Here is a 21731-nt window from a genome sequence, read left to right as displayed (position 1 = left end):
GCTCGGTCACACGCCGGTGGCGCCGTCGACGCACTCCCGGAGCAGGTCGGCGTGGCCGTTGTGGCGGGCGTACTCCTCGATCAGGTGCACCAGGATCCAGCGCAGCGAGACACTGTCCGCCCCCATCAGGGCCGCGTGCCGCGGGTCGAGCGGGCCGGCCGCGTCGAGCGGCTTGTCCGGTCAGGGCCCGGCCGAGTCGGACCTCCGCCGTCCAGTCCGCCAGTGCCTCGGGCATCCCGCGCGCCGGGTCCAGTCCGTAGCCGTCGGCGTTGTCCGCGCCGTACACCGGCGGGACCTCCCGGCCGGCGAACACCCGCTGGTACCAGTTGCGTTCGACCTCGGCCAGGTGCTGGACCAGGCCGAGCAGGGTCATCGGTGACGGCGGCACGGACGCCAGCCGTACCTGCCGGTCGTCGAGCCCGTCGACCTTCCGGGCGAGCGTGGCCCGCTGGAAGTCCAACCAGCTCTCCAGCATGACGCGTTCATCGGCGTGCGGGGCGGGAGGGGCCGCCCGTCCGGGGTGAGTGCCATGGTCCCCACCCTGGCACACGCCCCCGCTCGGCCCGGCGGAACTCCGGGCCCGTGTCAGTGCCACGAGCAGCACCAGCTGAACGCCCGCGCCCGCTGCTGGGCCGAGCCACACTCCGAACACCCCCAACGGCCCGGACAGCGCGGCGGAGGCGGCGAGTTGGACCCCGAGACCGACCAGCACGGAGACCACCAGCCGACCGCCCGCGCCCGCCGCCTGGTGCACCCCGCCGAGGGCCACCACCAGCGCGTACGGCAGCAGGTGGAGCGCCGCCGCGCGCAGGAACCCGACGGACTGGGCGGCCACCGCCCGGTCGTCGGTGAAGAGCGCGGTCAGCGGTCCGGCCAGCACCGCGGAGAGCACCGCCGCCGCCGTGCCGCGCCGGCGGTGCGGGCGGCCTCGGCAGGGGCGCCGGAGACCCCCGTCGCGCCTGCGGGGCGGTCGCGGTCCGAAGGCTAGTCACGGCTTGAGCCGAACAGGCGAATCGAGAGCGGAAACGAAGGCGCACGCCCCTGCCGAACGTCGGAGCGAAGGCCCGGAACCGGGTCGTTCCGCACCTGGTTCCCCGCGGCCCCGGCATCGCTATGATGATCCGCCTCACGTCCTCGGCGTCCCCTCCGGGGCGTGATCCGCCACCGCGCCCCGCCGTCCCCTGGAGGCCGCCGTGCCCATGTCCGAGACCGAGGTCGAGACCGCCGTCCACCCCACGCCGCTGAAGCGGGACGACATCCCCGGCTGGTTCTTCAGCCTCGACCGGGCGGCCTTCAGCCACCTGCTCTCCGCCCAGACCGCGGCCGGCGTCACCGGCGACATCCTGGAGCTCGGCAGCTACCTCGGCCGCAGCGCCGTCCTGCTCGGCGACCACCTCCGGCCTGGCGAGCGGCTGACGGTCTGCGACCTGTTCGACTCCGAGGCCGGCGACGCCGAGAACGCCGCCGAGATGGACATGTCCTACCGCAAGACCCTCACCCGCAGCGCCTTCGAGGCCAACTACCTCGCCTTCCACAGCGAGCTGCCCGAGATAGTGCAGGCCCCCACCTCGGTGCTGGCCGACGGCCGCATCCGGGCCGGCAGCTGCCGCTTCGTCCACATCGACGCCTCCCACCTCTACGAACACGTCGCCGGGGACATCAGGGTGGCCCGCGCCGCGCTCGCCGAGGACGGCCTGGTCGCCCTGGACGACTACCGCTCCGAGCACACCCCGGGCGTCTCGGCCGCGGTCTGGGAGGCGGTGTTCACCGGCGGGCTGCGGCCGGTCCTGCTCACCCCGATGAAGTTCTACGGCACCTGGGGCGACGCCGCGGGCGCCCAGGCGGTGCTGCGGGAGCGCGACTGGCAGGCCGAGGGGTACACCGCCGACGAGGACACCATCGCCGGCGCCCGGGTGCTGCGCCTCAACTACCGCGTCAAGGCCCCGGTCCACCGGTCCACCCCGCGCCGGCTCGCGCTGGAGCTGCTGCCCCCGGTCGCCACCAAGGCCACCCGGCGGATGCTCCGGACGCTGCGCGAACGCCGCGCCGCCCCTCCGGTCCCGAACGGCTGACCCCCTCCTCCGAAGGGGCCCGCCCCCGCCCCTCACCGGGCGGGGGCGGGCCCCTTCGCCGTTTCCGCAGGAACGTGGACCAATTCAAAATATGACATCTTTTTGGTATTTCATATTTTCGACATTCCTTCACTCTTGCGAGTGAACCTCCCTTAAAGATTTGCCCACGGAACATTAAAGGCCGCATAGTGATGACACCTCAGTTCGGTCTAGTGGAGACCAAGTTCAGGCAAAGAACCACCCCAGTGAGGAGAAGGCCTTGTTCCACGGACACACGGCATCGGACAGCCCCGGCCGGCGGCTGCGCGCGCGGATCGCGAGCCCGGGGACGACGCCGCTGATCGGCGTCTACGACATGTACTCGGCCTCCATCGCGGCCGAGCACTACGACGGCATGTTCGTCTCCGGCTTCGGCTTCGCGGCCTCGTACTACGGGCTGCCCGACATCGGCTTCATCGCCTGGCCCGACATGGTGGGCTTCGTCGAGCGGCTGCGCGGCGCGTTCCCCCGGCACCACCTGCTGGTCGACATCGACGACGGCTACGTCGACCCGGAGGTGGCCTGCCACGTCGTGCGCCGACTCGAACGGATCGGGGCGTCGGGCGTGATCCTGGAGGACCAGAAGCGGCCGCGCCGCTGCGGGCACGCGGACGGCAAGCTGGTGCTGCCGCTGGCGGAGTACCTGGAGAAGCTGGAGCTCGTCCTCGCCAACCGGACGGACTTGGTGGTGGTCGCGCGCACCGACGCCACCGAGGACGAGGACATCCTGCGCCGGGCCCGGGCGCTCGCCGCCACGGACGCCGACGTGGTGCTGGTGGACGGCGTGCGCGACGAGGAGTGGATCCGCCGGATCCGCCGGGCGGTCGGTGACAAGCCGCTGCTGTTCAACCAGATCGCGGGCGGCAAGTCGCCCCGGCTGTCGCTCTCCGAGCTGTCCGCGTTGGGGGTCGACGTGGCCATCTACAGCACGCCGTGCCTGTTCGCGGCGCACCGGGCGATGGACGAGGCGCTGACGCAGCTGAAGAACTCCGACGGGCGATTGCCCACCCCGGCCACGGGTCGGGAGCAGGTCGGCGTGCGGGAGTCCACCGAGCTGCTGGAGCGGAACATCTCGCGCTCCCGCGGGTTGATGGCGGTGTCGGCGTGAGCGCCGGGCCGCGCGGGCCCGCCCCGCCCTCGCCGGCCGTGGCGCTGCGGGCCACCGCGCTCGGGCTGGCCGGAGCCTGTGCCCTGCTCGCGGGCGCTGCGGCGCCCGCGGCGGCCGGCGGCTCGCTGGTCACCGTCGTGGACAACTCGAACGCCGACTCCTGGCTGGAGATCGACCGGACGGCCAACCTCCAGAACGGCAGCGGCTCCGCGGGCAGCGACCACGACGGCGCCGGCTCGCTGGTGGGCGGTCTGCTGGGGCCTGACTCCTCGTCCGGGCCCTCGCTCCGCCCCGCGTCGGGAGGCGGCCCATGACCGATCACCTGGCGCGCCCGGAGTCCCCACCCGGGCTCCGGGCGCGCGGGGACCAGACCTGCGGGAGCCGGCAGCGCCCCCTCGGGTTTCGCCTCCGCGGGCTGCTGCCGCGCCGACCGGACTGGTATCTGGTGGCGCTGGCCGGGACGGTCGGGCTGGCGGCGCTGGTCCCGGCCTCGGGCGCCTGCGCACGAGGCGCCGAGGTGGCCTGCGACCTCGCGGTGGCCCTGCTGTTCTTCCTGTACGGAGCCCGGCTCTCCACCCACGAGACGCTGGCCGGGCTGCGCCACCTGCGGTTGCACGCACTGGTGCTGGCCGTCACCTTCGCCCTCTTCCCGCTGCTCGGACTGGCCACCGCACTGCTCACGCCCGTCCCGCTGACCGGGCAGTTGCAGACCGGTGTGCTGTTCCTCTGTCTGGTGCCCTCGACGGTGCAGTCCTCGGTGGCGCTCACCGGCGCCGCCGGGGGCAACGTCCCGGCGGCGATCTGCGCGGGCACCTACTCCAGCCTGGCGGGGCTGGTGCTGACCCCACTGTCGTCCGCTCTGCTGCTGGGCTCGCACACCCGGCTGTCCGCCGCCGGGCTGGTGCGGATCGGGCTCCAACTGCTCGCGCCCTTCCTGCTGGGGCAGGTGCTGCGGCCGTGGCTCGGCGGCTTGCTGTCCCGGCACAGACGGGTGCTGACCGTGGTGGATCGGGGGTCGATCCTGCTGGTCGTCTACACGGCGTTCAGCTCGGCGGTCTCCCAGGGCATCTGGCGCCTGGCCACTCCGCTCGCGCTGCTCGGGCTGCTCGCGGTGCTGCTCGCCCTGCTCGCCACTTCCCTGGCGGTGACGGGGCTCGGTGCACGGCTGCTGGGGCTCGACCGGTCGGCCACCATCGCGGCGGTGCTGTGCGGTTCGCAGAAGAGCCTGGCCAACGGCCTGCCGATGGCCACCGTCCTGTTCGGCCCGGCAGCGGGGCTGATGGCGCTGCCGCTGATGCTCTACCACCAGCTCCAGCTCGTGGTCGGCTCGCTGCTCGCCGGCCGCTGGTCACGGGCACCGGCGGCGGCCGGCGCGCTCGACCCGCCACTGGCCGCGACCCCGGGCGCGGACGCTCCGCCGGCACCTGGGTGACCCCGGGCGCACCCGCGCGCACGCCCCTGGCCGACACCCGGACGCACCAGCACACCACTGTTGGACAATGTGCCGGGTCAACGACCCGAGGGGGAGATACCGATGTCGAAGTACGACATGCTCGTCGTCCTGCCGCCGATGCCGCCCGAGCGGTACCGCGAGGCGCTGGTCGCCGCCCTCATGCCGTACCACAGCGAACTCGAAGTGGCCCCCTACCGGGAGTACGAACCGGCGGACCCGAACAGCGTCCACTGGGTGCGGATGAACAAGGAAAGCGGTCTCCTCCCGAAGCGGGAAGGCCTGGGCTGGGCCGAGATCGCCGATCTCAAGAACTCCGCGGCCGGGAGAGCCCCGGGTGACCCCGGCTACCTCCACGTCGACGACGCCGGCCGCGGGTACTTCCTCAGCACCCGTAACCCCCACGGCGAGTGGGACGGCCTGTCCCTGCGCCTCGGCGGCCCGCGCCTGCTGCACCGCCCGGGCGCCTCCGGAAGCCCCCTCCTGGTCAAGGAGGAGCACGGCGAAGTGCCCCAAGGCCGCGACGTGCTCGCCGGCCTGCCGAACCGCTGCGACGGAGGCCCGCGCGGGCTCCTCGACTTCGAAGCGCTGCGCGCCGTACACGAGGGCCTCGCGGCTGCGCGGCACGACGCGTGGGCCGCCGGTGGCGACAAGCCGTCGGACCAGCCGTTCCGGTTCACCGAGGACCGGGCCGCCTACCTCGCGCGAGGCCGCGCCAACGCGGTGCCCGGCTTCGCGTTGCTGCGGCTGGACGGCACCTGGAGCGACCTCCGCGAGGACGGCTACCTTCAGGACGCCAACGCCTACCTGGACTCCCTGGCCCCAGAGGTCGTGGTGCTGGACGTGTGCTGTCACTGCTGACGGCACGCCGGGCCGGCCGGAGCCCACGAGGCGGGTTACAGCCGCGAGGAGCGGACCGGCGCGGCGCTGGCCGGTCCTCATCCTCCTTCGGTGGGGGTGCTGAGGGCGGTGGCCGGGAGGTCGGGCAGCGGCCCCTCGGGCGGCAGCCGCCAGGTGTCCGGCGCGGGAGCGAACGGACCGGTGCGGTCCCGGAGTTGGGCGAGGGCGAGGTCGCGGGCCCGGTCCATCCACCGGTGGGTGGCCTCGTCGATGACGCCGAGGCGCCGGGCCTGGGCGTACTCGTCCTCGTCCTTCCAGCTGTACGCCGAGAGATCGGGGGTGATCACCAGGTCCAGGAAGAGGTCGAGGGTGTCGATGCCGATGGCCGTCCGCCGGTACGGGCGCTCGAAGTTGACGTACCAGCACAGCGGCCGCCCCTCGGGTGTCAGGAAGCGGTGCACGCTGAACGGCGCTCCGGCGGTGAAACGGCCGACCACCACGGTGTCGCGCCAGGTCCAGTGGTCGAGTTCCCACCGGCCGGCGGCGAGGTCGTCGATGCAGCCCGCGCGGGTGCCTCCGGCACGGGTGGCCGCGGCCCAACGGGCCGGGACCAGGCTGTCGGTCCCCGGGCGGGCGGCGAGGGTCAGGGTGGCGCCGTCATCGGCGAGCACGGTGTAGGGCATGGCCGACCACACCCGGCCGCGCGCGACGTCCCGCCGGACGGCGGTGGCGCCCGGGGCGAACACCGGGCCCGTCATCGGACGTAGTAGGCACGGTTGTGGGCGGCCACCGGCGGGGACTGGTAGGTCCAGACCCCGGCCGCCGGGGCGTCGGCGATGAGGTGGGCGAGGTCGCGGGCGGACTCCTCGGCGGGGTTGCCGAGGTCGAGCCGGACCCGCTCGGCGGTCCGGTCGTCCAGGCTGTAGTAGCGGTAGGGCTGGTACACACTGAGCGGCCCGGCCAGCAGCTTGCCCTCGTCGTCGGTGCCGTAGCCGGTGATCGGGGTGTTGTTGACGGACTCGGGGGTGAGGCCGATCAGGTTCACGTCCAGGGCGAGGAGTTCCTCGTCGTGGCGGCGCAGCCCGTCGGGCCCGAGGGTGGCCCGGCGGCAGGAGACGGACCAGCGTTCGCGTACGGCGGGCGCGTTGAGGGAGGGCAGGGTGGTGTCGAACCAGCCCGGGTGCTTGGGCTCGGCGTAGAGCCGGCGCCCGGCCTCGATGGCGAGCGGGTTGTCGCAGAGCACGTGCAGCCGGGCGATGCCGAGCAGCTTGGTCTGGTCGTAACCCCGGGCGTACTGGCCGTAGTTGACCTCCGGAATCCGTTCCTCGGCGAAGAGCGGATGGGCGACCAGGTTGATCTCCAGCTCCTGGGTGATGCCGCCGCCGTTCGGATACTGGGCGAAGTAGAGCCGGTAGTTGAGCGTGACGCAGGCCCCGCCGTCGAACCTGGCGGCGTTCAGCCCGGGGTGGCGCTTGGCGAGCAGTTCCCGGGCCCGCCCGGGGTCGACCAGGTAGTCGACGCCGATGTTGTGCAGCGCGCCGTAGTGGAAGGGCAGGTGGTACGGCTCCGGTACGGGCGGCAGCGGCAGGCCGGTCATGAGGACTCCGAGGGCGTGGGAGAAGGGGAAGGGGAGGAGGACGGGGTCGCGGCGGAAGCAGCCGATGACCGCACGGCCGCCGGGCGGTGCAGCTCCAGCAGGTCCTGGTGCATCCGTTCGGCGCTGCGCAGGGCGAGGGCGGCCATGGTGAGCGACGGGTTGGAGGCGCCCAGGGAGGGCATCGAGCCGCAGCCGACGGCGTACAGGGTGGGGTGGTCCCGGCAGCGCTGCCACTGGTCCACCACCGAGGTGGCGGGCGAGTCGCCCAGGACGTGGGTCCCTCCGGCATGGCCGGCGCCCCGGTAGCCGTGGACGGTCCCCGGTGTTCGAGCCGCCCGGGATGCCGGCCCCGCGCCCCGAGCCGGTGGGCGACCAGCGTCCCCGCGAAGCCCGCGCCGACCACGACGACGTCCCAGCGCGCGCTCATTGCCCCTCGGCCCCGGGTGTCGCGTCTCCCTGCGCCGCCTCGGCTCCGCCTGGCGGATCGGCGGCTTCCGAGGTCTCCGCCGAAGCTCCTGACGATCCGCCTGTCGAAGCCCCTGTCCTGGGTCCACCGCCCAGCACCTCGGACCCGGCCGGTGCCTCCGCCCCGCGCGGCACCTCCGCTCCGCGCGGCGCCTCGGCCCAGCTGCTGTGGCCGGGGGCGGCGGCGCCGGGCGGGCCGGCGTGGAAGGTCCGCCAGACCAGCCCCTGGTCGCGGGCGCGGGCAGAGGACGGCGCCTCTCCGGGCCAGGTGCCGACGTACCAGAGGTGGACCAGGGCGTGCTCGTCGCGCACCCGGTGGGCCAGCGTGGTGCGGTGGTGCTCGTCCGCCATGCCGGTGGCGCGCAGCTCGGGGACGTCGAAGCCGGTCAGCTCGGCGCAGACGCGCAGGAACTCGTCCAGGTCGGCCAGGGCGTCGACGTACTGGTTCGCGACGGGGTCCCAGCTCTCCACCAGGTCGTAGTCGGCAGGGCGGTCGTCGGAGACGGACACGCGGGCACCCCCAGGATCGGCAACGGGTGGCCGAGGCGTGGCAGGCCGCACGGCGCTACGGACCGCACGGCGCGACAGGCCCCACAACGCGGCAGGTCCGGGGCGCCGGACCGCACCGCACGGCCGGGCCTGCCACCGCGATCCTGCCGCCCGTCCTCACCACCGGAAACGCGTTGCACGAATCTGCCCGGACTTCGTCACCCCTTGCCCGATCGCCCTCCCCTCACGGCCGCCCTCTGCCCGCTTCCGCTCGGTCCAGCGCGCGCACCGCCGTCAGGACGTCCAGACCCAGCCCCGGGTCGGCGTCCTCGGGCAGGCTGACGGACAGCCGGGTGACCAGACCCGCGTACCGGCGCCGGATCTCCCGGGCGACGTCCTCGACCGGGCCGCAGACCGCGAAGGTGTCGAACACCTCGTCGTCGATCAGCGCGGCCATCTCCGCCCAGCGCCCGCGCACCGAGTGGGTGTGCAGCTCCTCCTGGAGGCCCTCCCAGCCGTGCTGCGCCAGGACCGGCCGGTAGGCCGGCGTGGAGGCGTAGAAGGCGAGCCGCTCACGGGTGGCCGCCCGGTTGGCCGCCAGTTCCTCCTCGGTGCGGCCGGTGGCGGTGAGCACGTTGCCGACGATCTCGAACGGCCGCTCCGTCCAGGCGGCGCCCTCCGCCTCGGCCCGGGCCCGCTCCCCGGTCAGGCCGGGCAGCACCTGTTCGGCCAGGTAGGCGGTGGAGGTGAACGGGTGGCTCAGGAAGCCGTCGGCCACCGCTCCGGCGGTGCGGGTCATCAGCGGCCCGACGCCCGCCAGCAGGATCCGGGGCGCTCCGGACGGGACCGGGTCCGGCGAGAACACCGGCGTCATCACGGTGTGGGTGTAGAACTCGCCCCGGAAACGCAGCCGTTCACCGGTCTGCCAGCTGTGCCAGATCGCCCGCACCGCGTGGACGTACTCGCGCATCCGGGCGGCCGGGCGGTCCCACGGCATCCCGAAGCGCTTCTCGATGTGCGGCTTGACCTGCGAGCCCAGCCCGATGACGGCCCGTCCGCCCGAGGCCGCGTGCAGCCCCCAGGCCTGGTAGGCCAGCGTCATGGGGGTGCGGGCGAAGGCCACGGCGATGCCGGTGGCCAGCTCGATCGACTCGGTCCGGTCGGCGGCGCGGGCGAGCTGGAGGAACGGGTCGTACGCGGTCTCGGCGACCACCAAACGGTCCATGCCCCGGCGTTCGGCCTGCTCGGCGGCGTCCAGGATGCCCGCCGGGTGGCCGGAGGCGGTGGCGTCGAGGCGGAGGGCGGCGGGTCGGTCCATGGCGGTGCTCCTGGTCGCGGGCGGCGGTGCTACCCGGGTAGCCTGCCACGCCCCGGACCACGCCCCGGCCCGCCCTCCGGACACCCCGTCCCCGGATCCCCCGCCGCTGCCTCAACCACTGCCGCCTCAACCACCGGCACCGATCCCCGCGGCCCCGCCCGCGTTCCCGTCCCCGTCCATGTCGGCGCCCGCGCCCGCACCGGGGTCCCCGGCGGCGGCGCCGGTCGCCCCGAACAGCCGGTCCAGGTGCCGGTCGACGGCCGTCAGGACGGCGGCGGGCCCGATCACGTCCAGCTCCAGCAGCGTGGTGAACCCGGTGAGCGCCAGCAGCAGGTCCGTCTCCACCGCCGGGTCCCGGTCGGCCGCGAGGTACCCGTCGGCGATCGCCCGCCGCACCACCTGCTCGACCAGCGCCCGCCCCTGGAGCAGCGCGCCGCGCGCCCGCGCGTGGACCTCCTCGTCGTGCAGCGCCTCCAGCACGTAGGCGGCGCTCATCCGGCTGGTCGCCCGGGCGTCGGCGTGCAGGGGCAGCATCTCCACCAGCATCGCCCGCAGGACGTCCCTCGGGTGCGGCCGTTCCCCGAGCGCTCCCAGCGCCCGGCCGACCCGCAGCCCGCTCTGCTCACCGGCGAAGTCCATCGCGAAGGAGAGCATCTGCGACCGGGAGCCGAAGTAGTGCTGGAGCTGCCCCAGCGAGATGCCGGCCTCCTGGGCGACCTCGCGCATCGTCAGGTGCGTGGCGCCGCGCCGTTCCACGACCCGCCACAGCGCCCGGGCGATCGTCTCGCGGCGTTCCCGGTGGTCGACCTGCTTGGGCATGGGCGGCGGCTCCTCGAAGTCCGTCCGGACGAACCCCGTCCGTACCCGTCGGACTCTACGGGCTTCGCGTACTCTTTTCCATACGCTTGACATAATACAGCTGACCGATAACGTGGGAGGCCTTCCGAGGGAGGACACATGCCAGAACAGCCCGTGGTCCGCACCACCGAGGGACTCGTCCGCGGCCGCTGGGAGCGGCGGCGCGGGAAGGAGCCCTTGGAGGGCCCGGACCTCGCACTCTTCCGCGGCCTCCGCTACGCCCGGCCACCGGTCGGCGCCCTGCGCTTCGCCGCCCCCGTCGAGCCCGAGCCCTGGGACGGCGTCCGCGAGGCCGACGCCTTCGGCCCGGCCGTCCCGCAGTCCGGTCCGATGCCCGCCGGGGCCGCCGAGCCGTCCGAGGACACCGACTGGCTGACGCTCAACGTCTGCACGCCCGATCCCGGGTCGGCCGGGCTTCCGGTCCTGGTCTGGATCCACGGCGGCGGGTTCATCTCCGGGACCGCCGGCGACCAGCTGTACGACCCGACCGCCCTGGCCTCCGCCGGGCTGGTCGTGGTGAGCGTCAACTACCGGGTGGGCGCCGAGGGCTTCCTCCTGCTGGAGGGCGCCCCGGCCAACCGGGCCTTCCTGGACCAGCTCGCCGCGCTGCGCTGGGTGCGGCGCAACATCGCCCGGTTCGGCGGCGACCCCGCCCGGGTGACCGTCGCCGGACAGTCCGCCGGCGCCGGCTCGGTCGCCGCCCTGCTGGCGATGGACGCGGCCCGCGGGCTGTTCCACCGGGCCGTCGCCCACACCGTCCCCGGCAACCACTGCACCCCCGCCCTGGCCGCCGAGGTCACCGCCGAGACGGCGAAGCTGCTCGGCACGGCCCCGACCGCCGCCGCACTGGCCGAGGTGCACCCCTGGCGGCTGGCCGCGGCGGTCACCGAACTCGGCGCCGCGCTGCCGCGGCACCTCGGACGCTGGGGGCGGCTGGCCCGGTCCGGCATCGCCACCGTCCCGGTGGTCGACGGCGAGGTCCTGCCCGGCTCACCGTGGTCGGCGGTCACCGACGGCGTCGAGCTGCTGGTCGGCCACACCCGGGACGAGTTCCGGCTGTTCAGCGTCCTGAGCGGTCGGCACGGCGGCTTCACGGAGGAGGAGGCCCGGCTCGCCCTGGAGTTGTTCGCCCCGCCGCCGACCGGCCCTGGCGCCTACCGGGCCGCCCTTCCGGGGGCGACGGCCTCCGAACTCCTCGAAGTGGTCAGCTCGGACGCCCTGTTCCGGGTGCCCTCGCTCCGCCTGGCCGAGGTCAACGCGGCGGTCGGCGGCACCTCGTACCTCTTCGAACTCGCCCTGCCCGCGCCCGCGCCGGACGGCGCGCTCGGCGCCTGCCACGGCCTGGACGTGCCCCTCGCCTTCGGCACCTTGGACAGCCCGATGGGCCGGTACTTCCTCGGCGACCCGCCCACCGCGGCGGCGGTCCGGGTCTCGGAGGAACTGCGGCGGGCCTGGGTCCGGTTCGCCACCACCGGCGACCCCGGGTGGCCCGCCTTCGAGCCGGACGGGCAGCTCACCCGGGTCCTGGACGCCCACTCGGAGACCGTCCGCTACCCGGAGCAGGACACCCGCCGGATCTGGTCGGGGCACCCGCTCACCGCCTACGACCTGCGCTGACGTCCGGCCCGACCCGGGCGGGTGAGCGGCGGGCCCTCATGGTGGGATACGTCCGCACGGCCCCTCGCTCACCCGCCCGGGCGACCCTCCGCTTCGCCGCTCCGCCGCCGCCACCCCGCGGCTCCGCTACCCGCCCGCTGTGTGCCACCCGGCCGCTGTGTTCCACCCGGCAGCTATGCCGCCGGGACGCGCAGCAGCTTCAGCAGCTCGGCGGCCACCGGACCCGAGGAGGCGGGGTTCTGGCCGGTCACCAGGTTGCGGTCGACCACCACGTGCGGCGCCCAGGGCTCGCCCTCCTCGAACTCCACGCCGAGCTCGACCAGCTGGTCCTGGAGCAGCCACGGCGCCCGGTCGGCCAGGCCCGCCTGGGCCTCCTCGGCGTTGGTGAAGCCCGTCACCCGGTACCCGGCGAAGGGCGAGCCGCCCTTGTCGCCCCGCGCGGCGAGCAGCGCCGCCGGGCCGTGGCAGACCACCCCGAGCGGGCGCCCGGAGGCCAGCGCCCGGGTGAGCAGCCGGCCGGAGTCGGGGTCGACCGCCAGGTCCTCCATCGGGCCGTGCCCTCCGGGGTAGTACACGGCGTCGTAGTCCGCCGGGTCGACGTCAGCCAGCACCAGCGGGTGCCGGAACTCGGCGATCTTCGGCAGTTCCTCGGCCATCGCCGGGTCGGTCAGGCTGGCGCCGTCCGCGACCGGGACCACCCCGGCCGGGGTGGCGACCGTGACCCGGTGGCCGGCCTCGGTGAAGGCCCGGTACGGGACGACCGCCTCCTCCGCCCAGAAGCCGGTCGGGTGGGCGGTGCCGTCGTTCAGCGTCCAGACCTTCGAACCGGTCAGGACGAACAGGATGTCGGCCATCGGGTGTGCCTCCAGGGTGTGATGCTCTCCGCCACGACGGCCCCGCCGCGGCACTCACCCCACGCTAGACGCGCCCGGCTCGCCGCGCCGGATCTGCGGGCGGCGCCCCCGGTGGGCACCGCGCGTCCGGGCCGGAGTGCGCGGCCCGGCCGGACCCGACGCCTCGACCTGTGCGGCTGCCGCCCGAACCGCCGGCCGACGCCCCCGCCCCCTCCGGCCAGCCGCGCACCGGGACACCGGGACACCCGGTCACCGGCGCACCGCCCCCGCCCGACCTCAGACCGCCAGGTCTCGCCGTTCCAGCGCCCGGAAGGCCACCACCAGCCCGAGCAGCCCCACCCCGAGCAGCACCCCCAACGCCGCCCACGGCACCCCGCCGTGGCCGAGCACGTCACCCGGGGCGTAGTAGTGGAACGGGCTGACGTAGCGCAGCGAGCGGGCCGGGGACCAGGCCAGCGCGACGAAGTTGAGCGCGAAGCCGACCGCGCCGAAGGCGACGGCGGCGCCGATCACATGGGACCGGCGACGGCTGAGCGCGGAGACCGCCAGCACCGGCCCGGTCAGGCAGAAGGCGAGGGCGCAGCCGAGCAGTCCGGCGGTGAACACGGCGCTCTCCGGGACGGCCTCGCGCAGCTTGGCGGAGGACGCCACCCCGATCGCGAGGGTCAGTGTGGCGGCGGCGTTGAGCAGCACCGTGGCGGCGACCAGGGCGCCGCTCCGCTCGGCGAGCAGTCGGCGCCGGGAGACCGGCCTGGTCATCAGCAGCTCGATGGTGCCGGACTCGACGTCGGCCGCGACGGCGGCGGCACCGAGCGAGCCGATCACGGTCAGCTGGAGGGCGATCCAGAAGGGGTGGGTGAGCCCGGCGCCGAGCAGGCCGGGGTAGCTGGCGATGGAGATGTCGCCGTTGGAGCCGCTGAAGGCCTTGAACGCCCCGGGCGGGGTGCGGCGTTCGCCGAACAGTTCACCGCTCGGGACGGTCACGGCGATCACCACGATCAGGGTCTCGAAGACGACCATGCCGAGCAGCAGGAAGAGCAGCATCCGGCGGCGCCGGTGCAGGGCGAGCCAGACCAGTGGGAGGCGACGGTTGACGGTGCCCGGGTTCACGGCCGCTCCTCCGGTGCCGGTCGGCCGCTGGCGTGCGTGCCGTCCTCGTCCAAGCCGTCGGGGTCCGCGGCGCCGACGGAGCGGTAGAGGTCGAGGAACGCCTCGTCCAGGCCGGCCTCCTCCACCGTCAGGTCGGCCACCGGCAGGTCCGCCAGCAGGTCCCGTACCGCCGCCACCACCTCGTCCGGTGGCACCAGCAGCTCGACCCGTGAACCGTCCCAGCGCGGGGACCACCGCTCGGCGGCGCCGAGCGGCCCGGCGCCCCGCCCGTCGGCGAGCAGCAGCCGGACCCGGCGGGCCCTGGCCTGGCGCAGTTCGGCCACCGAGCGGACGGTGACCAGCCGGCCGTGGCGGACGATGGCGACCCGGCGGCAGGTCCGCTGCACCTCGGGCAGTACGTGGCTGGAGAGCAGTACGGTGCGTCCGGCCCGCGTCTCGCCCGCGAGCAGTTCGTAGAAGGCCTCCTGGACCAGCGGGTCCAGCCCCTCGGTGGGTTCGTCCAGCACCACGACCGGAGGACGGTGCTGGAGCGACTGGACGAGCCCGAGCTTCTGCTTCATGCCGCGCGAGTACTGCCCCACGGGACGTGCCAGGTCGGCCCGGGAGAGCTTCAGCCGCTCGCACAGCTCGCCCTGACGGGGCACCCCGGCGCCCTGGAGGGCGGCGAGCAGGTCGAGGGTCTGCTGCCCGGTGAGTTCGGGGTAGAGGCGCAGTTCGCCGGGCAGGTAGCCGATCGAGGGGGCGAGCCGGCCGTGGTCGGCCACCGGGTCCAGGCCGAGCACCCGGACCTGGCCCTCGCTGGGGCCGAGCAGCCCGACCAGGCAGCGCAGCGTGGTGGTCTTGCCGGCGCCGTTGGGGCCGAGCAGGCCGAACACCTCGCCGGCCTCGACGGAGACGTCCAGCTGTTCGATGCCGACCGTGGTGCCGTATCGCTTGGTGAGCGAACGCAGTTCGATCACCGGGCCGCCTCCGTTGCCACCCCGGAGCACGCTCGGCTCCGGTGGGTCCTGGTTCCCCGGCATGACCACCTCCTGTGACGGATTTCCTCCGTGTGACGGGTCCGCTCCCGGCGCCGCCCGCACCTCGGTTCCGGCGGCGGCCTCGGCCCCCTCCGGCTGGGGGCGCGTGCGACATCCAAGCGCGCCCGGCCGGGCCGGTCGAGGGACGCGCCCGGACCGGACGGGCGGCTCACCCCTTGCACACGCCCAGCGGCACCAGCCGGGCGACCTGCCGGGCGAGCCCGGCGGCCTCGGTGACGGCGGCGACCGCGTCCACGTCCTTGTACGCCTCGGGCGTCTCCTCGGCCAGCGCCCGCCAGGAGGCCGGCCGCACCGCGACGCCCCGCGCCTCCAGCTCGCTCTTCAGCCGCTCGCCGCGCACGGTGCGCTGCGCCTGGTGGCGGCTGAGCACCCGCCCGGCGCCGTGGCAGGCGGAGTGGAAGGCCTCGTTGCCGGGCAGGCCGACCATGACGTACGAGGCGGTGCCCATGGTGCCCGGCACCAGCACCGGCTGCCCGGCCTCCGCCAGATCGGCGGGGAGGTCGGGGTCACCGGGTGGCAGCGCCCGGGTGGCGCCCTTGCGGTGGACGCACAGGGTGCGGGGCTCGCCGTCCACCTCGTGGGTCTCCAGCTTGGCGAGGTTGTGCGAGACGTCGTAGACCAGTTCCAGCCCGACGCCGAGCGCGGTGGCGAAGGCGCGGCGGGCAGCCTCGGAGAGCAGTTGGCGGTTGGCCCGGCCGTAGTTGGCGGCGGCGGTCATGGCGCCCAGGTAGGCGCGGCCGCGCGGGGAGCCGACCGGGGTGCAGGCGAGCTGGCGGTCGGGGACCTCGATCCGGTAGCGGTGCAGCTCCCGGTCCATGGCGCGGACGTGGTCGGTGCAGATCTGGTGGCCGAGGCCGCGTGAGCCGCAGTGGATCATAACGCAGACCTGGCCGGGCCGCAGTCCGAAGGCGGCGGCGGTGCGCTCGTCGGGCACCCGGTCGACGGCCTGCACCTCCAGGAAGTGGTTGGCCGAGCCGAGGCTGCCGACCTGCTGAAGTCCGCGTTCGACGGCCCGGGTGCTCACCTCTCCGGGGGCCGCGCCGGCCAGCACCCCGCGGTCCTCGCAGCGTTCCAGGTCGCGCGGCACGCCGTGGCCGTGGTCGACGGCGTAGCGGGCACCGCCGAGCAGGAGCTCGTCCAGCTCCCCCGGCCCGGAGAGCTGCCACAGCCCGCCCCGGCCCAGGCCGCGCGGCACCGTGCGGTCCAGCAGGTCCATCAGGCGGCGGATCCGTTCCGGGTCGAGTTCGTCGCGGCTGACACCGGCGGCCAGCAGCCGGACGCCGCACGAGATGTCGAAGCCCACCCCGCCGGGCGAGACGACCCCGCCGCGCTCGACGTCGGTGGCGGCGACCCCGCCGATCGGGAAGCCGTAGCCCCAGTGCACGTCGGGCATCGCGTAGGAGGCGCGGACGATCCCGGGCAGCGTCGCCACGTTCGCCACCTGCTCCAGTGCCCTGTCCCCGGCGGCCTGCGGCAGCAGCGCGCCGCTGGCGAACACCACGCCGGGCACCCGCATCGGTGGGTGCGGCTCGATCCGCCAGCGGTGCCGGCCCGCCTCGGCCAGTGCGATCTCCACCTCGGCCACCTCGCTCCCACGGGTCCGCCGTGCCCGGGGCCGCGCTCAGACGTCCACCGTGACCCGGCAGGTCCAGCCGTCCGGCCCGGCACTCAGGTCCAGGTCGTGCAGGGCGACGGCCTTCGGCACGGCGCCGACCAGCGCGGCGGTGGCGGCGTCGGCCATCCGGAAGCGGACCGTCACCCGGCGGGCCCCGTCCAGGCCCTCGATCGGGCCGATCGCCACCGCGACCGGCAGTTCGCCGTCGGCGTCCATCCGGTAGATGACCTCCTCCAGGACGCCGGCGAGCAGGTCCGGGTCGCTCACCGCGAGGACGGTGCAGCCGCGCTCGCCGGTGATCCGCGCGCCGGCGAGGTCGGCGAAGCTGCCGACGACGGCGTGCACCAGCTCGCCGATGCAGCCCTCGGCCGTCGGCGCCCAGGCTTCGACCCGCAGGTCGGCCGTGTGCGGCACGCTCCGGTGGCCACGGCCGGACCGCCCCGCGGGCTCGCGTGCGTCCACGAGCGACGCCTCCCGCACCCGTTGCCGTCTTCCCTCCAGCGTCGTCCCGCGCACCGCCCGGGGGCAAGTGCGGACGGGTGGGGACGGCCGCGGAGGGGGCGCTCGGGTTCCGGTTGCTGCTGGGTCCGGTTGCTCCGGTCACCGCTTGCTCCGGGTTCCGGCTCCTCGGGGTTCCGGCTCCTCGGGGTTCCGGCTCCTCAGGCCCCGACCGAGTCCAGGTAGGCGGCGGCCAGTTCGGGGGTGGCCAGCCAGGACGCGTGCTCGCTCGGCTCGGCGTAGGTGTTGGCGAGCCGGCGGCCGACCTCCGGGTGTGCGGCGGCGGCCGCGAACACCCCCTGGAGGTGGTCCGGAACGGTCAGCATCGTGGCCGTGAACTCGACGCTGTGACGCGCTTGTTGCTGCCAGAACCGCTCGGCGGTGCGGCACATCCAGTCGGCCGTGAACGGGGCTTCGCCGTGCTCCACGACGGCCCGGCGGTAGGCCTCGGCCGCCCGGGCGGCGTTGTTGGCGCCCTGTCCGGTGATCGGGTCGGTCACCACCACCGCGTCGCCGATGCCCAGTACGTGGACGGCGTCCACGCCCGAGCCGAGTTCCGCCACCGGGCGCCGGACCACCGGGGTGACCGCGCCGAACAGCCCGGCCCCGGCGTCGGTCGGCTCGGCCTCCGTCCAGAGCTCCGCCTCCCACGGCAGGTACTCGCCCAACAGCTCGCGGATCCGCGCCAGTTGGACGTCCGGCGGCGGGGCGTCGCCGAAGGCGTCCAGCGGGCCGCCGGGCAGCGCCTCCCAGAGCAGGATGTCGCACGGGCCGGACAGGGTGAGCGCCGGCTGCAGGTACAGCTCGCCGAGGCCCGGCAGGGCGTTCATCCGTGCCGTCGGCTCCGCCGCCGGGTCGGGCGAGCCGACGCCGTGCGCGTACAGGCAGGACAGCGCCCGCTGCGGCCGGTCGAAGGGCGAACGGGCGGCATCGCGCTCGAAGATCCCGGCCAGCGCGCCGCGCCCGGCCGCGACCACGGTCAGCTCGTGCCGGCGGGCCAGCTCGTGCAGCCCGTCCGGATCCAGCGTGCGGTACTCGATCCGGCCGCCGCGCTCGGCCAGCAGCTCCAGCCAGCCGGCCAGCTTGAGCCGCTGGTCCACCGACTGGGCGGGCTCGTCCAGCGTCATGGTGTACTCCAGCGCCCGCACCCCCGGGGGCGCCGCGAGGACCGCCGCCACCGAGGAGACGGCCGGCGCCTGCCGCGCCCAGAGGTCCAGCCCGGCCGCCGCCTCGATCCGCAGCGCGGGACCGAACATCGCCTGGGTGGACATCACCCGGCCGGCGCGCAGCTGCTCCGGGGTGCGTTCGGCGACCAGCGTCACCTCGTATCCGTCCGCCACCAGCCCGAGGGCGAGCTGGAGGCCGGCCTGGCCCGCTCCGACGACGGCGATCCGGCGCACGACTGCCTCCCGATGGTCTGCTGACGGCACGTCAAGCAGGCACAGTATCCGAACGGGCGTGCTCCGGTCACCGGTCGCGGACGGACGGCCCCCGGGGTCGGCGCGATCGCCGGCCGGGGCGCCCGCCCGTGGCTCAGCTGCCCAGATGCGCGGAGATCACCTCCGCCACGGCCTCCGCCCGGTCGGCCAGGTAGAAGTGGCCGCCCCGGAAGACCCGCAGGTCGAAGGAGCCGGTGGTGTGCCGCTCCCACTGGCCGACCTGGTCCACGGTGGCGTGCGTGTCGGACTCCCCCGCCAGGGCGGTGATCGGCAGCGACACGGTCGCGTCCGGCGCGCAGCGGTAGGTCTCGATGGCGGTGTAGTCGGCGCGCAGGCTCGGCAGGATCAGCTCACGCAGGGCCGGGATGGTGAAGACCCTTTCGTCCGTGCCCCCGAGCGCGGCGATCTCGGCGAGCAGTTCGTCGTCCGGCAGCTGGTGGACCTTGGCGTCACGACCCAGCGAGGGGGCGCGGCCCGCCGAGACGAACAGCCGGTCGGGCCCCCGCACGCCGTCGCGCTCGAAGCGCCGGGCGGTCTCGAAGGCGACGGCCGAGCCCATGCTGTGCCCGAAGAAGACGAACGGCCGGTCCGCCCAGTCCCGCAGCTCCCGGTAGAGCTCGTCGGCGAGCCCGGTCACCGAGTTGATCGTCGGCTCCGCGATGCGGTTCTGCCGGCCCGGGTACTGGACGGCGAGCACGTCGGCGTGCGGGGCCAGTGCGTTGGAGTGCTCCAGGTAGTAGCTGGCCGAGCCTCCGGCGTGCGGGAAGATCACGACCCGGGCGGGCGCGGAGTCGGACGGGTTGAACCGGCGGAACCACGGATTGTCGACGGCGGCGCTGCTGGGCATGCGGGGTGTGACCTCTCTCCGTGACGGACTGTGCCGGACCAGTCTGGCAGTGCCGGGGGCGGCCGCGCGGGCGTTGTGGCGATCATGGAGCTCGGTCGGCCGGTTCTCGCCCGTGCTCCTCCGGCCGTGGGCCCCCGGCGGGGGCGGCCCGCCCGGGGTCAGCCCGCCGGCCCGAACCGCACCGCCTGCGCCCGGGAGCGGGAGACGGTGTCGAGCAGCAGCACGGACGCGGCCTCCGGCACGGGCTCCGGCCCGCCGGACAGCAGGTGGCGGGTGAACGCGGCCGACAGCCGCTCCAGGCCGCGGCGGTGACGGGCGAAGACCCGGGCGGAGGCGCGCCGGCCGCGGGCCCGCTGACCGTCCAGCGCGGTCGCGGCGCCGACGTCCAGCAGCACCAGGTGCAGTTCACGGCCCGCTCGGCCCGCCTCCCGGGCCAGCCAGCGCCGCATCCAGGCACGGCTGCCGCAGTCGTGCACCAGCAGCGGACCGCCGGCGCGCACCGAGGAGCGCAGCAGCCGGAAGTGCTCCAGCCGGGCCCACGGCCGGTAGACCGCGTACGGCAGCGCGGCGGGCATCACCGCCTCGCAGGCCTCGTGCACCGTCCGCGGGTCCACCACCCGGGGCGCCGCCGCGGACCAGCGCCGCAGCAGGGTGCTCTTCCCGGCTCCCGGCAGCCCCGACACCACCACGACGGCGTCGGCCGGGTAGCCGGTGACGAACCCCGCTCCGGCCTCGCCCCGAAGATCGACCACCCCGTGCGGCGTCACCACCGCCTCCGACCCACCGTCCACCAGCCCGAACCCCCGTTCACGTCCGATCGGAAACCCTGACGACCACCTCGGACAACGGCTCACCCGCCTCCTCCGTGCCCGTTCCCACCGTCGCCGAGGGGCCCAGGTGGGCGACGGGACCGGACGGCCTTCCGCCACCACAGGGGCGCGCGACAAGGCATGACGCGCCCGACAAGTGCTTCGAGCGCCCACGCGGGCGGCCTCTCGCGCGCCGCCCGTCGGGAAGAACCGTCCGTGGGCACTCGACCGTGCGGCACGACCTGCCGATACACCCCGGCGGCGCCGCGCACGTCCGTGCGGGCCGCGCCGTCCCCCAGGAGGCACTCCTTTGACCTGGCTCCGCGTCCTGACCGCACTGGGCATCCTCGCCCTCGCGGCCAGCGCCCTGATCGTCTTCGCCCTCTGCACCGCCACCTCCCGCGGCGAGCGCGCCGCGCAGGAGGCGCCGCCCGACCTGCGGACGGACGCCGAGGGCAGCGGGCTCTTCCAGCGGATGGGCGGCGACAACTGACCGCGGAGTGGCGCCCGGGAGCACCACACCGCGGCCGGCCCCCACCGGACCGGCTCAGTGCCCCGCGAGGTCGTCCGGCCGGACCTCGATGTGGTCGGCCGCGAGGTCGACCGCCACCCGGTGCTCCATCCCGAGCGACTCCAGGAACTTGACCGGCAACTGCACCCGGCCGCTGCGGTCCAGCATCACGTACTCGCGCTCGTTCACCGACTCCTCGCCGTGCTCGTCCGTCACGGTGCGGCGCAGCACCTCGCTGGCGGTCCGCCCGTCCCGGATGGCGACCGTACGGCGGACCTCGCCCGCGACCATCGGGTCGTGGGTGACGATCACGACGGTGGCGCCCAGGTCGCGGTTGACGGTGCGGAAGGCCTCGAAGATGCTCCCGGCCGTCTCCGAGTCCAGCTCGCCGGTGGGCTCGTCGGCGAGCAGCACCGGCGGGTTGTTGGCCATCGCCACCGCGATCGCCACCCGCTGCTGCTGGCCGCCGGAGAGCTCGTTGGGCTTGCGGTGGGCGAGTTCGCCGATCCCCAGCGCCTCCAGCAGCTCGGTCACCCGGGCCGTCTGCCGCTTGGCGCCGCCGGCGCCCGAGCGGCGGCCGCGCAGCTGCATCGGCAGCGCGATGTTCTCGGCGGCGGTGAGGAAGGGCAGCAGGTTGCGGGCGGTCTGCTGCCAGATGAAGCCGACCACCTCGCGCCGGTAGCGCAGCCGCTCCTTGACGGACATCTCCAGCAGGTCGCAGCCGGCCACGGTGGCGGTGCCGGCGGTCGGCACGTCCAGCCCGGCCAGGATGGTGAGCAGGGTGGACTTGCCGCTGCCGGAGGCGCCGACCAGGGCGACCAGGTCGCCCTGCTGGATGGTCAGCTCCAGTCCCTGGAGGGCCTGGACCTCGACCCCCTCCGCGCTGAAGATCCGGACCAGCCGGTCGCACACGATGGCCGCTCCCTCGCCGAACGCCTTGGGCGACGCGGCGGCCAGGGCCCGCTGCTGGAGCTCCTGGAGGCTGGGCGCCTCGGTGACCGTCCGCTCCTGGGGGGTGCTCATCACCGCTCGTCTCCTGTCTCGACTGTCTGCGTCATCGCACCGCTCTCCACTGTCCCGACGGCCCGTGCCACGGTCACGTCCCGGTCACCGCCGGCCGCCGTCGGCCGCGGCCCTCCCGTCGGCGCGCCGCCC

At 74.8% G+C, this 21731-nt stretch carries 23 protein-coding genes and 1 pseudogene; 8 read left to right on the top strand and 16 right to left on the bottom strand.

The genetic code is table 11. From position 1 onward, the window contains the following. Positions 1–6: 6 nt before the first annotated feature. Positions 7–531, bottom strand: a pseudogene (locus ACZ55U_RS09360) (DinB family protein). Between the two features lie 157 nt (positions 532–688). Between ACZ55U_RS09360 and ACZ55U_RS09355 the strand changes: the two are divergent. From ACZ55U_RS09355 to ACZ55U_RS09330, 6 genes are all read left to right on the top strand, one after another. Then, on the top strand, positions 689–988 hold the full coding sequence (locus ACZ55U_RS09355; protein WP_465524319.1) for a hypothetical protein: 300 nt from the start codon (positions 689–691) through the stop codon (positions 986–988). A gap of 211 nt (positions 989–1199) precedes the next feature. After that, positions 1200–2072 carry a class I SAM-dependent methyltransferase gene (locus tag ACZ55U_RS09350; protein WP_465524136.1) on the top strand — a complete coding sequence of 291 codons (873 nt, stop codon included), beginning with the start codon at positions 1200–1202 and terminating at the stop codon, positions 2070–2072. Between the two features lie 259 nt (positions 2073–2331). Continuing rightward, complete coding sequence (locus ACZ55U_RS09345; protein ID WP_465524134.1) at positions 2332–3219, top strand: isocitrate lyase/PEP mutase family protein; 888 nt, start codon at positions 2332–2334, stop codon at positions 3217–3219. Then, complete coding sequence (locus tag ACZ55U_RS09340) at positions 3216–3533, top strand: hypothetical protein (RefSeq protein ID WP_465524132.1); 318 nt, start codon at positions 3216–3218, stop codon at positions 3531–3533. The genes ACZ55U_RS09345 and ACZ55U_RS09340 overlap by 4 nt, the downstream gene beginning before the upstream one ends. After that, positions 3530–4651 (top strand): bile acid:sodium symporter family protein, encoded by a 1122-nt coding sequence (locus tag ACZ55U_RS09335; RefSeq protein ID WP_465524130.1) that lies wholly within the window; start codon positions 3530–3532, stop codon positions 4649–4651. The genes ACZ55U_RS09340 and ACZ55U_RS09335 overlap by 4 nt, the downstream gene beginning before the upstream one ends. Positions 4652–4753: 102 nt before the next feature. Then, on the top strand, positions 4754–5530 hold the full coding sequence (locus ACZ55U_RS09330) for a hypothetical protein (RefSeq protein WP_465524128.1): 777 nt from the start codon (positions 4754–4756) through the stop codon (positions 5528–5530). Positions 5531–5607: 77 nt separating this feature from the next. On the opposite strand, the gene ACZ55U_RS09325 is transcribed toward ACZ55U_RS09330, so the two are convergent. From ACZ55U_RS09325 to ACZ55U_RS09300, 6 genes are all read right to left on the bottom strand, one after another. Beyond that, complete coding sequence (locus ACZ55U_RS09325) at positions 5608–6267, bottom strand: ribonuclease FAU-1 family protein (protein WP_465524126.1); 660 nt, start codon at positions 6265–6267, stop codon at positions 5608–5610. After that, complete coding sequence (locus ACZ55U_RS09320; RefSeq protein ID WP_465524124.1) at positions 6264–7106, bottom strand: hypothetical protein; 843 nt, start codon at positions 7104–7106, stop codon at positions 6264–6266. Before ACZ55U_RS09320 ends, ACZ55U_RS09325 begins: the two co-directional genes overlap by 4 nt. Continuing rightward, positions 7103–7348: a hypothetical protein gene (locus tag ACZ55U_RS09315; protein WP_465524122.1), complete on the bottom strand. Its 246-nt coding sequence runs from the start codon at positions 7346–7348 to the stop codon at positions 7103–7105. Before ACZ55U_RS09315 ends, ACZ55U_RS09320 begins: the two co-directional genes overlap by 4 nt. A gap of 181 nt (positions 7349–7529) precedes the next feature. Beyond that, complete coding sequence (locus ACZ55U_RS09310) at positions 7530–8081, bottom strand: hypothetical protein (RefSeq protein WP_465524119.1); 552 nt, start codon at positions 8079–8081, stop codon at positions 7530–7532. A gap of 223 nt (positions 8082–8304) precedes the next feature. Beyond that, the gene (locus tag ACZ55U_RS09305) at positions 8305–9378 is read right to left on the bottom strand and encodes a TIGR03617 family F420-dependent LLM class oxidoreductase (RefSeq protein WP_465524117.1); all 1074 of its coding nucleotides are present in this window, start codon (positions 9376–9378) and stop codon (positions 8305–8307) included. Positions 9379–9504: 126 nt separating this feature from the next. Next, the gene (locus tag ACZ55U_RS09300) at positions 9505–10197 is read right to left on the bottom strand and encodes a TetR/AcrR family transcriptional regulator (protein WP_465524115.1); all 693 of its coding nucleotides are present in this window, start codon (positions 10195–10197) and stop codon (positions 9505–9507) included. Between the two features lie 138 nt (positions 10198–10335). Here ACZ55U_RS09300 and ACZ55U_RS09295 point away from each other — a divergent pair, with 138 nt between their 5' ends. Next, positions 10336–11853 carry a carboxylesterase/lipase family protein gene (locus tag ACZ55U_RS09295; protein ID WP_465524113.1) on the top strand — a complete coding sequence of 506 codons (1518 nt, stop codon included), beginning with the start codon at positions 10336–10338 and terminating at the stop codon, positions 11851–11853. Positions 11854–12026: 173 nt separating this feature from the next. Here ACZ55U_RS09295 and ACZ55U_RS09290 read toward each other — a convergent pair whose 3' ends face one another. From ACZ55U_RS09290 to ACZ55U_RS09255, 8 genes are all read right to left on the bottom strand, one after another. Then, positions 12027–12707 (bottom strand): type 1 glutamine amidotransferase domain-containing protein, encoded by a 681-nt coding sequence (locus tag ACZ55U_RS09290; protein WP_465524111.1) that lies wholly within the window; start codon positions 12705–12707, stop codon positions 12027–12029. A 276-nt stretch (positions 12708–12983) separates the two neighbouring features. Then, positions 12984–13817 carry an ABC transporter permease gene (locus tag ACZ55U_RS09285; protein WP_465524109.1) on the bottom strand — a complete coding sequence of 278 codons (834 nt, stop codon included), beginning with the start codon at positions 13815–13817 and terminating at the stop codon, positions 12984–12986. Then, the gene (locus ACZ55U_RS09280) at positions 13814–14839 is read right to left on the bottom strand and encodes an ABC transporter ATP-binding protein (RefSeq protein ID WP_465524107.1); all 1026 of its coding nucleotides are present in this window, start codon (positions 14837–14839) and stop codon (positions 13814–13816) included. Before ACZ55U_RS09280 ends, ACZ55U_RS09285 begins: the two co-directional genes overlap by 4 nt. Positions 14840–15005: 166 nt before the next feature. Continuing rightward, a complete protein-coding gene (locus ACZ55U_RS09275) occupies positions 15006–16433 on the bottom strand; it encodes an RtcB family protein (RefSeq protein ID WP_465524105.1) in 1428 nt (475 codons plus the stop codon). Positions 16434–16478: 45 nt separating this feature from the next. Continuing rightward, positions 16479–16886, bottom strand: a complete 408-nt coding sequence (locus ACZ55U_RS09270; RefSeq protein ID WP_465524103.1) for an archease — start codon at positions 16884–16886, stop codon at positions 16479–16481. A gap of 245 nt (positions 16887–17131) precedes the next feature. Continuing rightward, positions 17132–18370, bottom strand: coding sequence for a styrene monooxygenase/indole monooxygenase family protein (locus ACZ55U_RS09265; protein ID WP_465524101.1), 1239 nt, complete (start codon positions 18368–18370; stop codon positions 17132–17134). Between the two features lie 133 nt (positions 18371–18503). Next, entirely contained in the window at positions 18504–19256 is a 753-nt protein-coding gene (locus ACZ55U_RS09260) for a thioesterase II family protein (RefSeq protein WP_465524099.1), read from the bottom strand. Between the two features lie 158 nt (positions 19257–19414). Beyond that, a complete protein-coding gene (locus ACZ55U_RS09255; protein ID WP_465524097.1) occupies positions 19415–20047 on the bottom strand; it encodes an AAA family ATPase in 633 nt (210 codons plus the stop codon). Positions 20048–20375: 328 nt separating this feature from the next. Between ACZ55U_RS09255 and ACZ55U_RS09250 the strand changes: the two genes are divergently transcribed. Beyond that, positions 20376–20558: a hypothetical protein gene (locus ACZ55U_RS09250; RefSeq protein WP_465524095.1), complete on the top strand. Its 183-nt coding sequence runs from the start codon at positions 20376–20378 to the stop codon at positions 20556–20558. 54 nt (positions 20559–20612) lie between these two features. Here the strand turns inward: ACZ55U_RS09250 and ACZ55U_RS09245 are convergent, their stop codons facing one another. Then, a complete protein-coding gene (locus tag ACZ55U_RS09245) occupies positions 20613–21599 on the bottom strand; it encodes an ABC transporter ATP-binding protein (protein ID WP_465524093.1) in 987 nt (328 codons plus the stop codon). Between the last annotated feature and the right edge of the window lie 132 nt (positions 21600–21731).

The sequence above is a fragment of the Kitasatospora sp. NPDC034533 genome, assembly GCF_055575155.1.
This window is presented reverse-complemented; position numbering and strand designations above follow the sequence as displayed.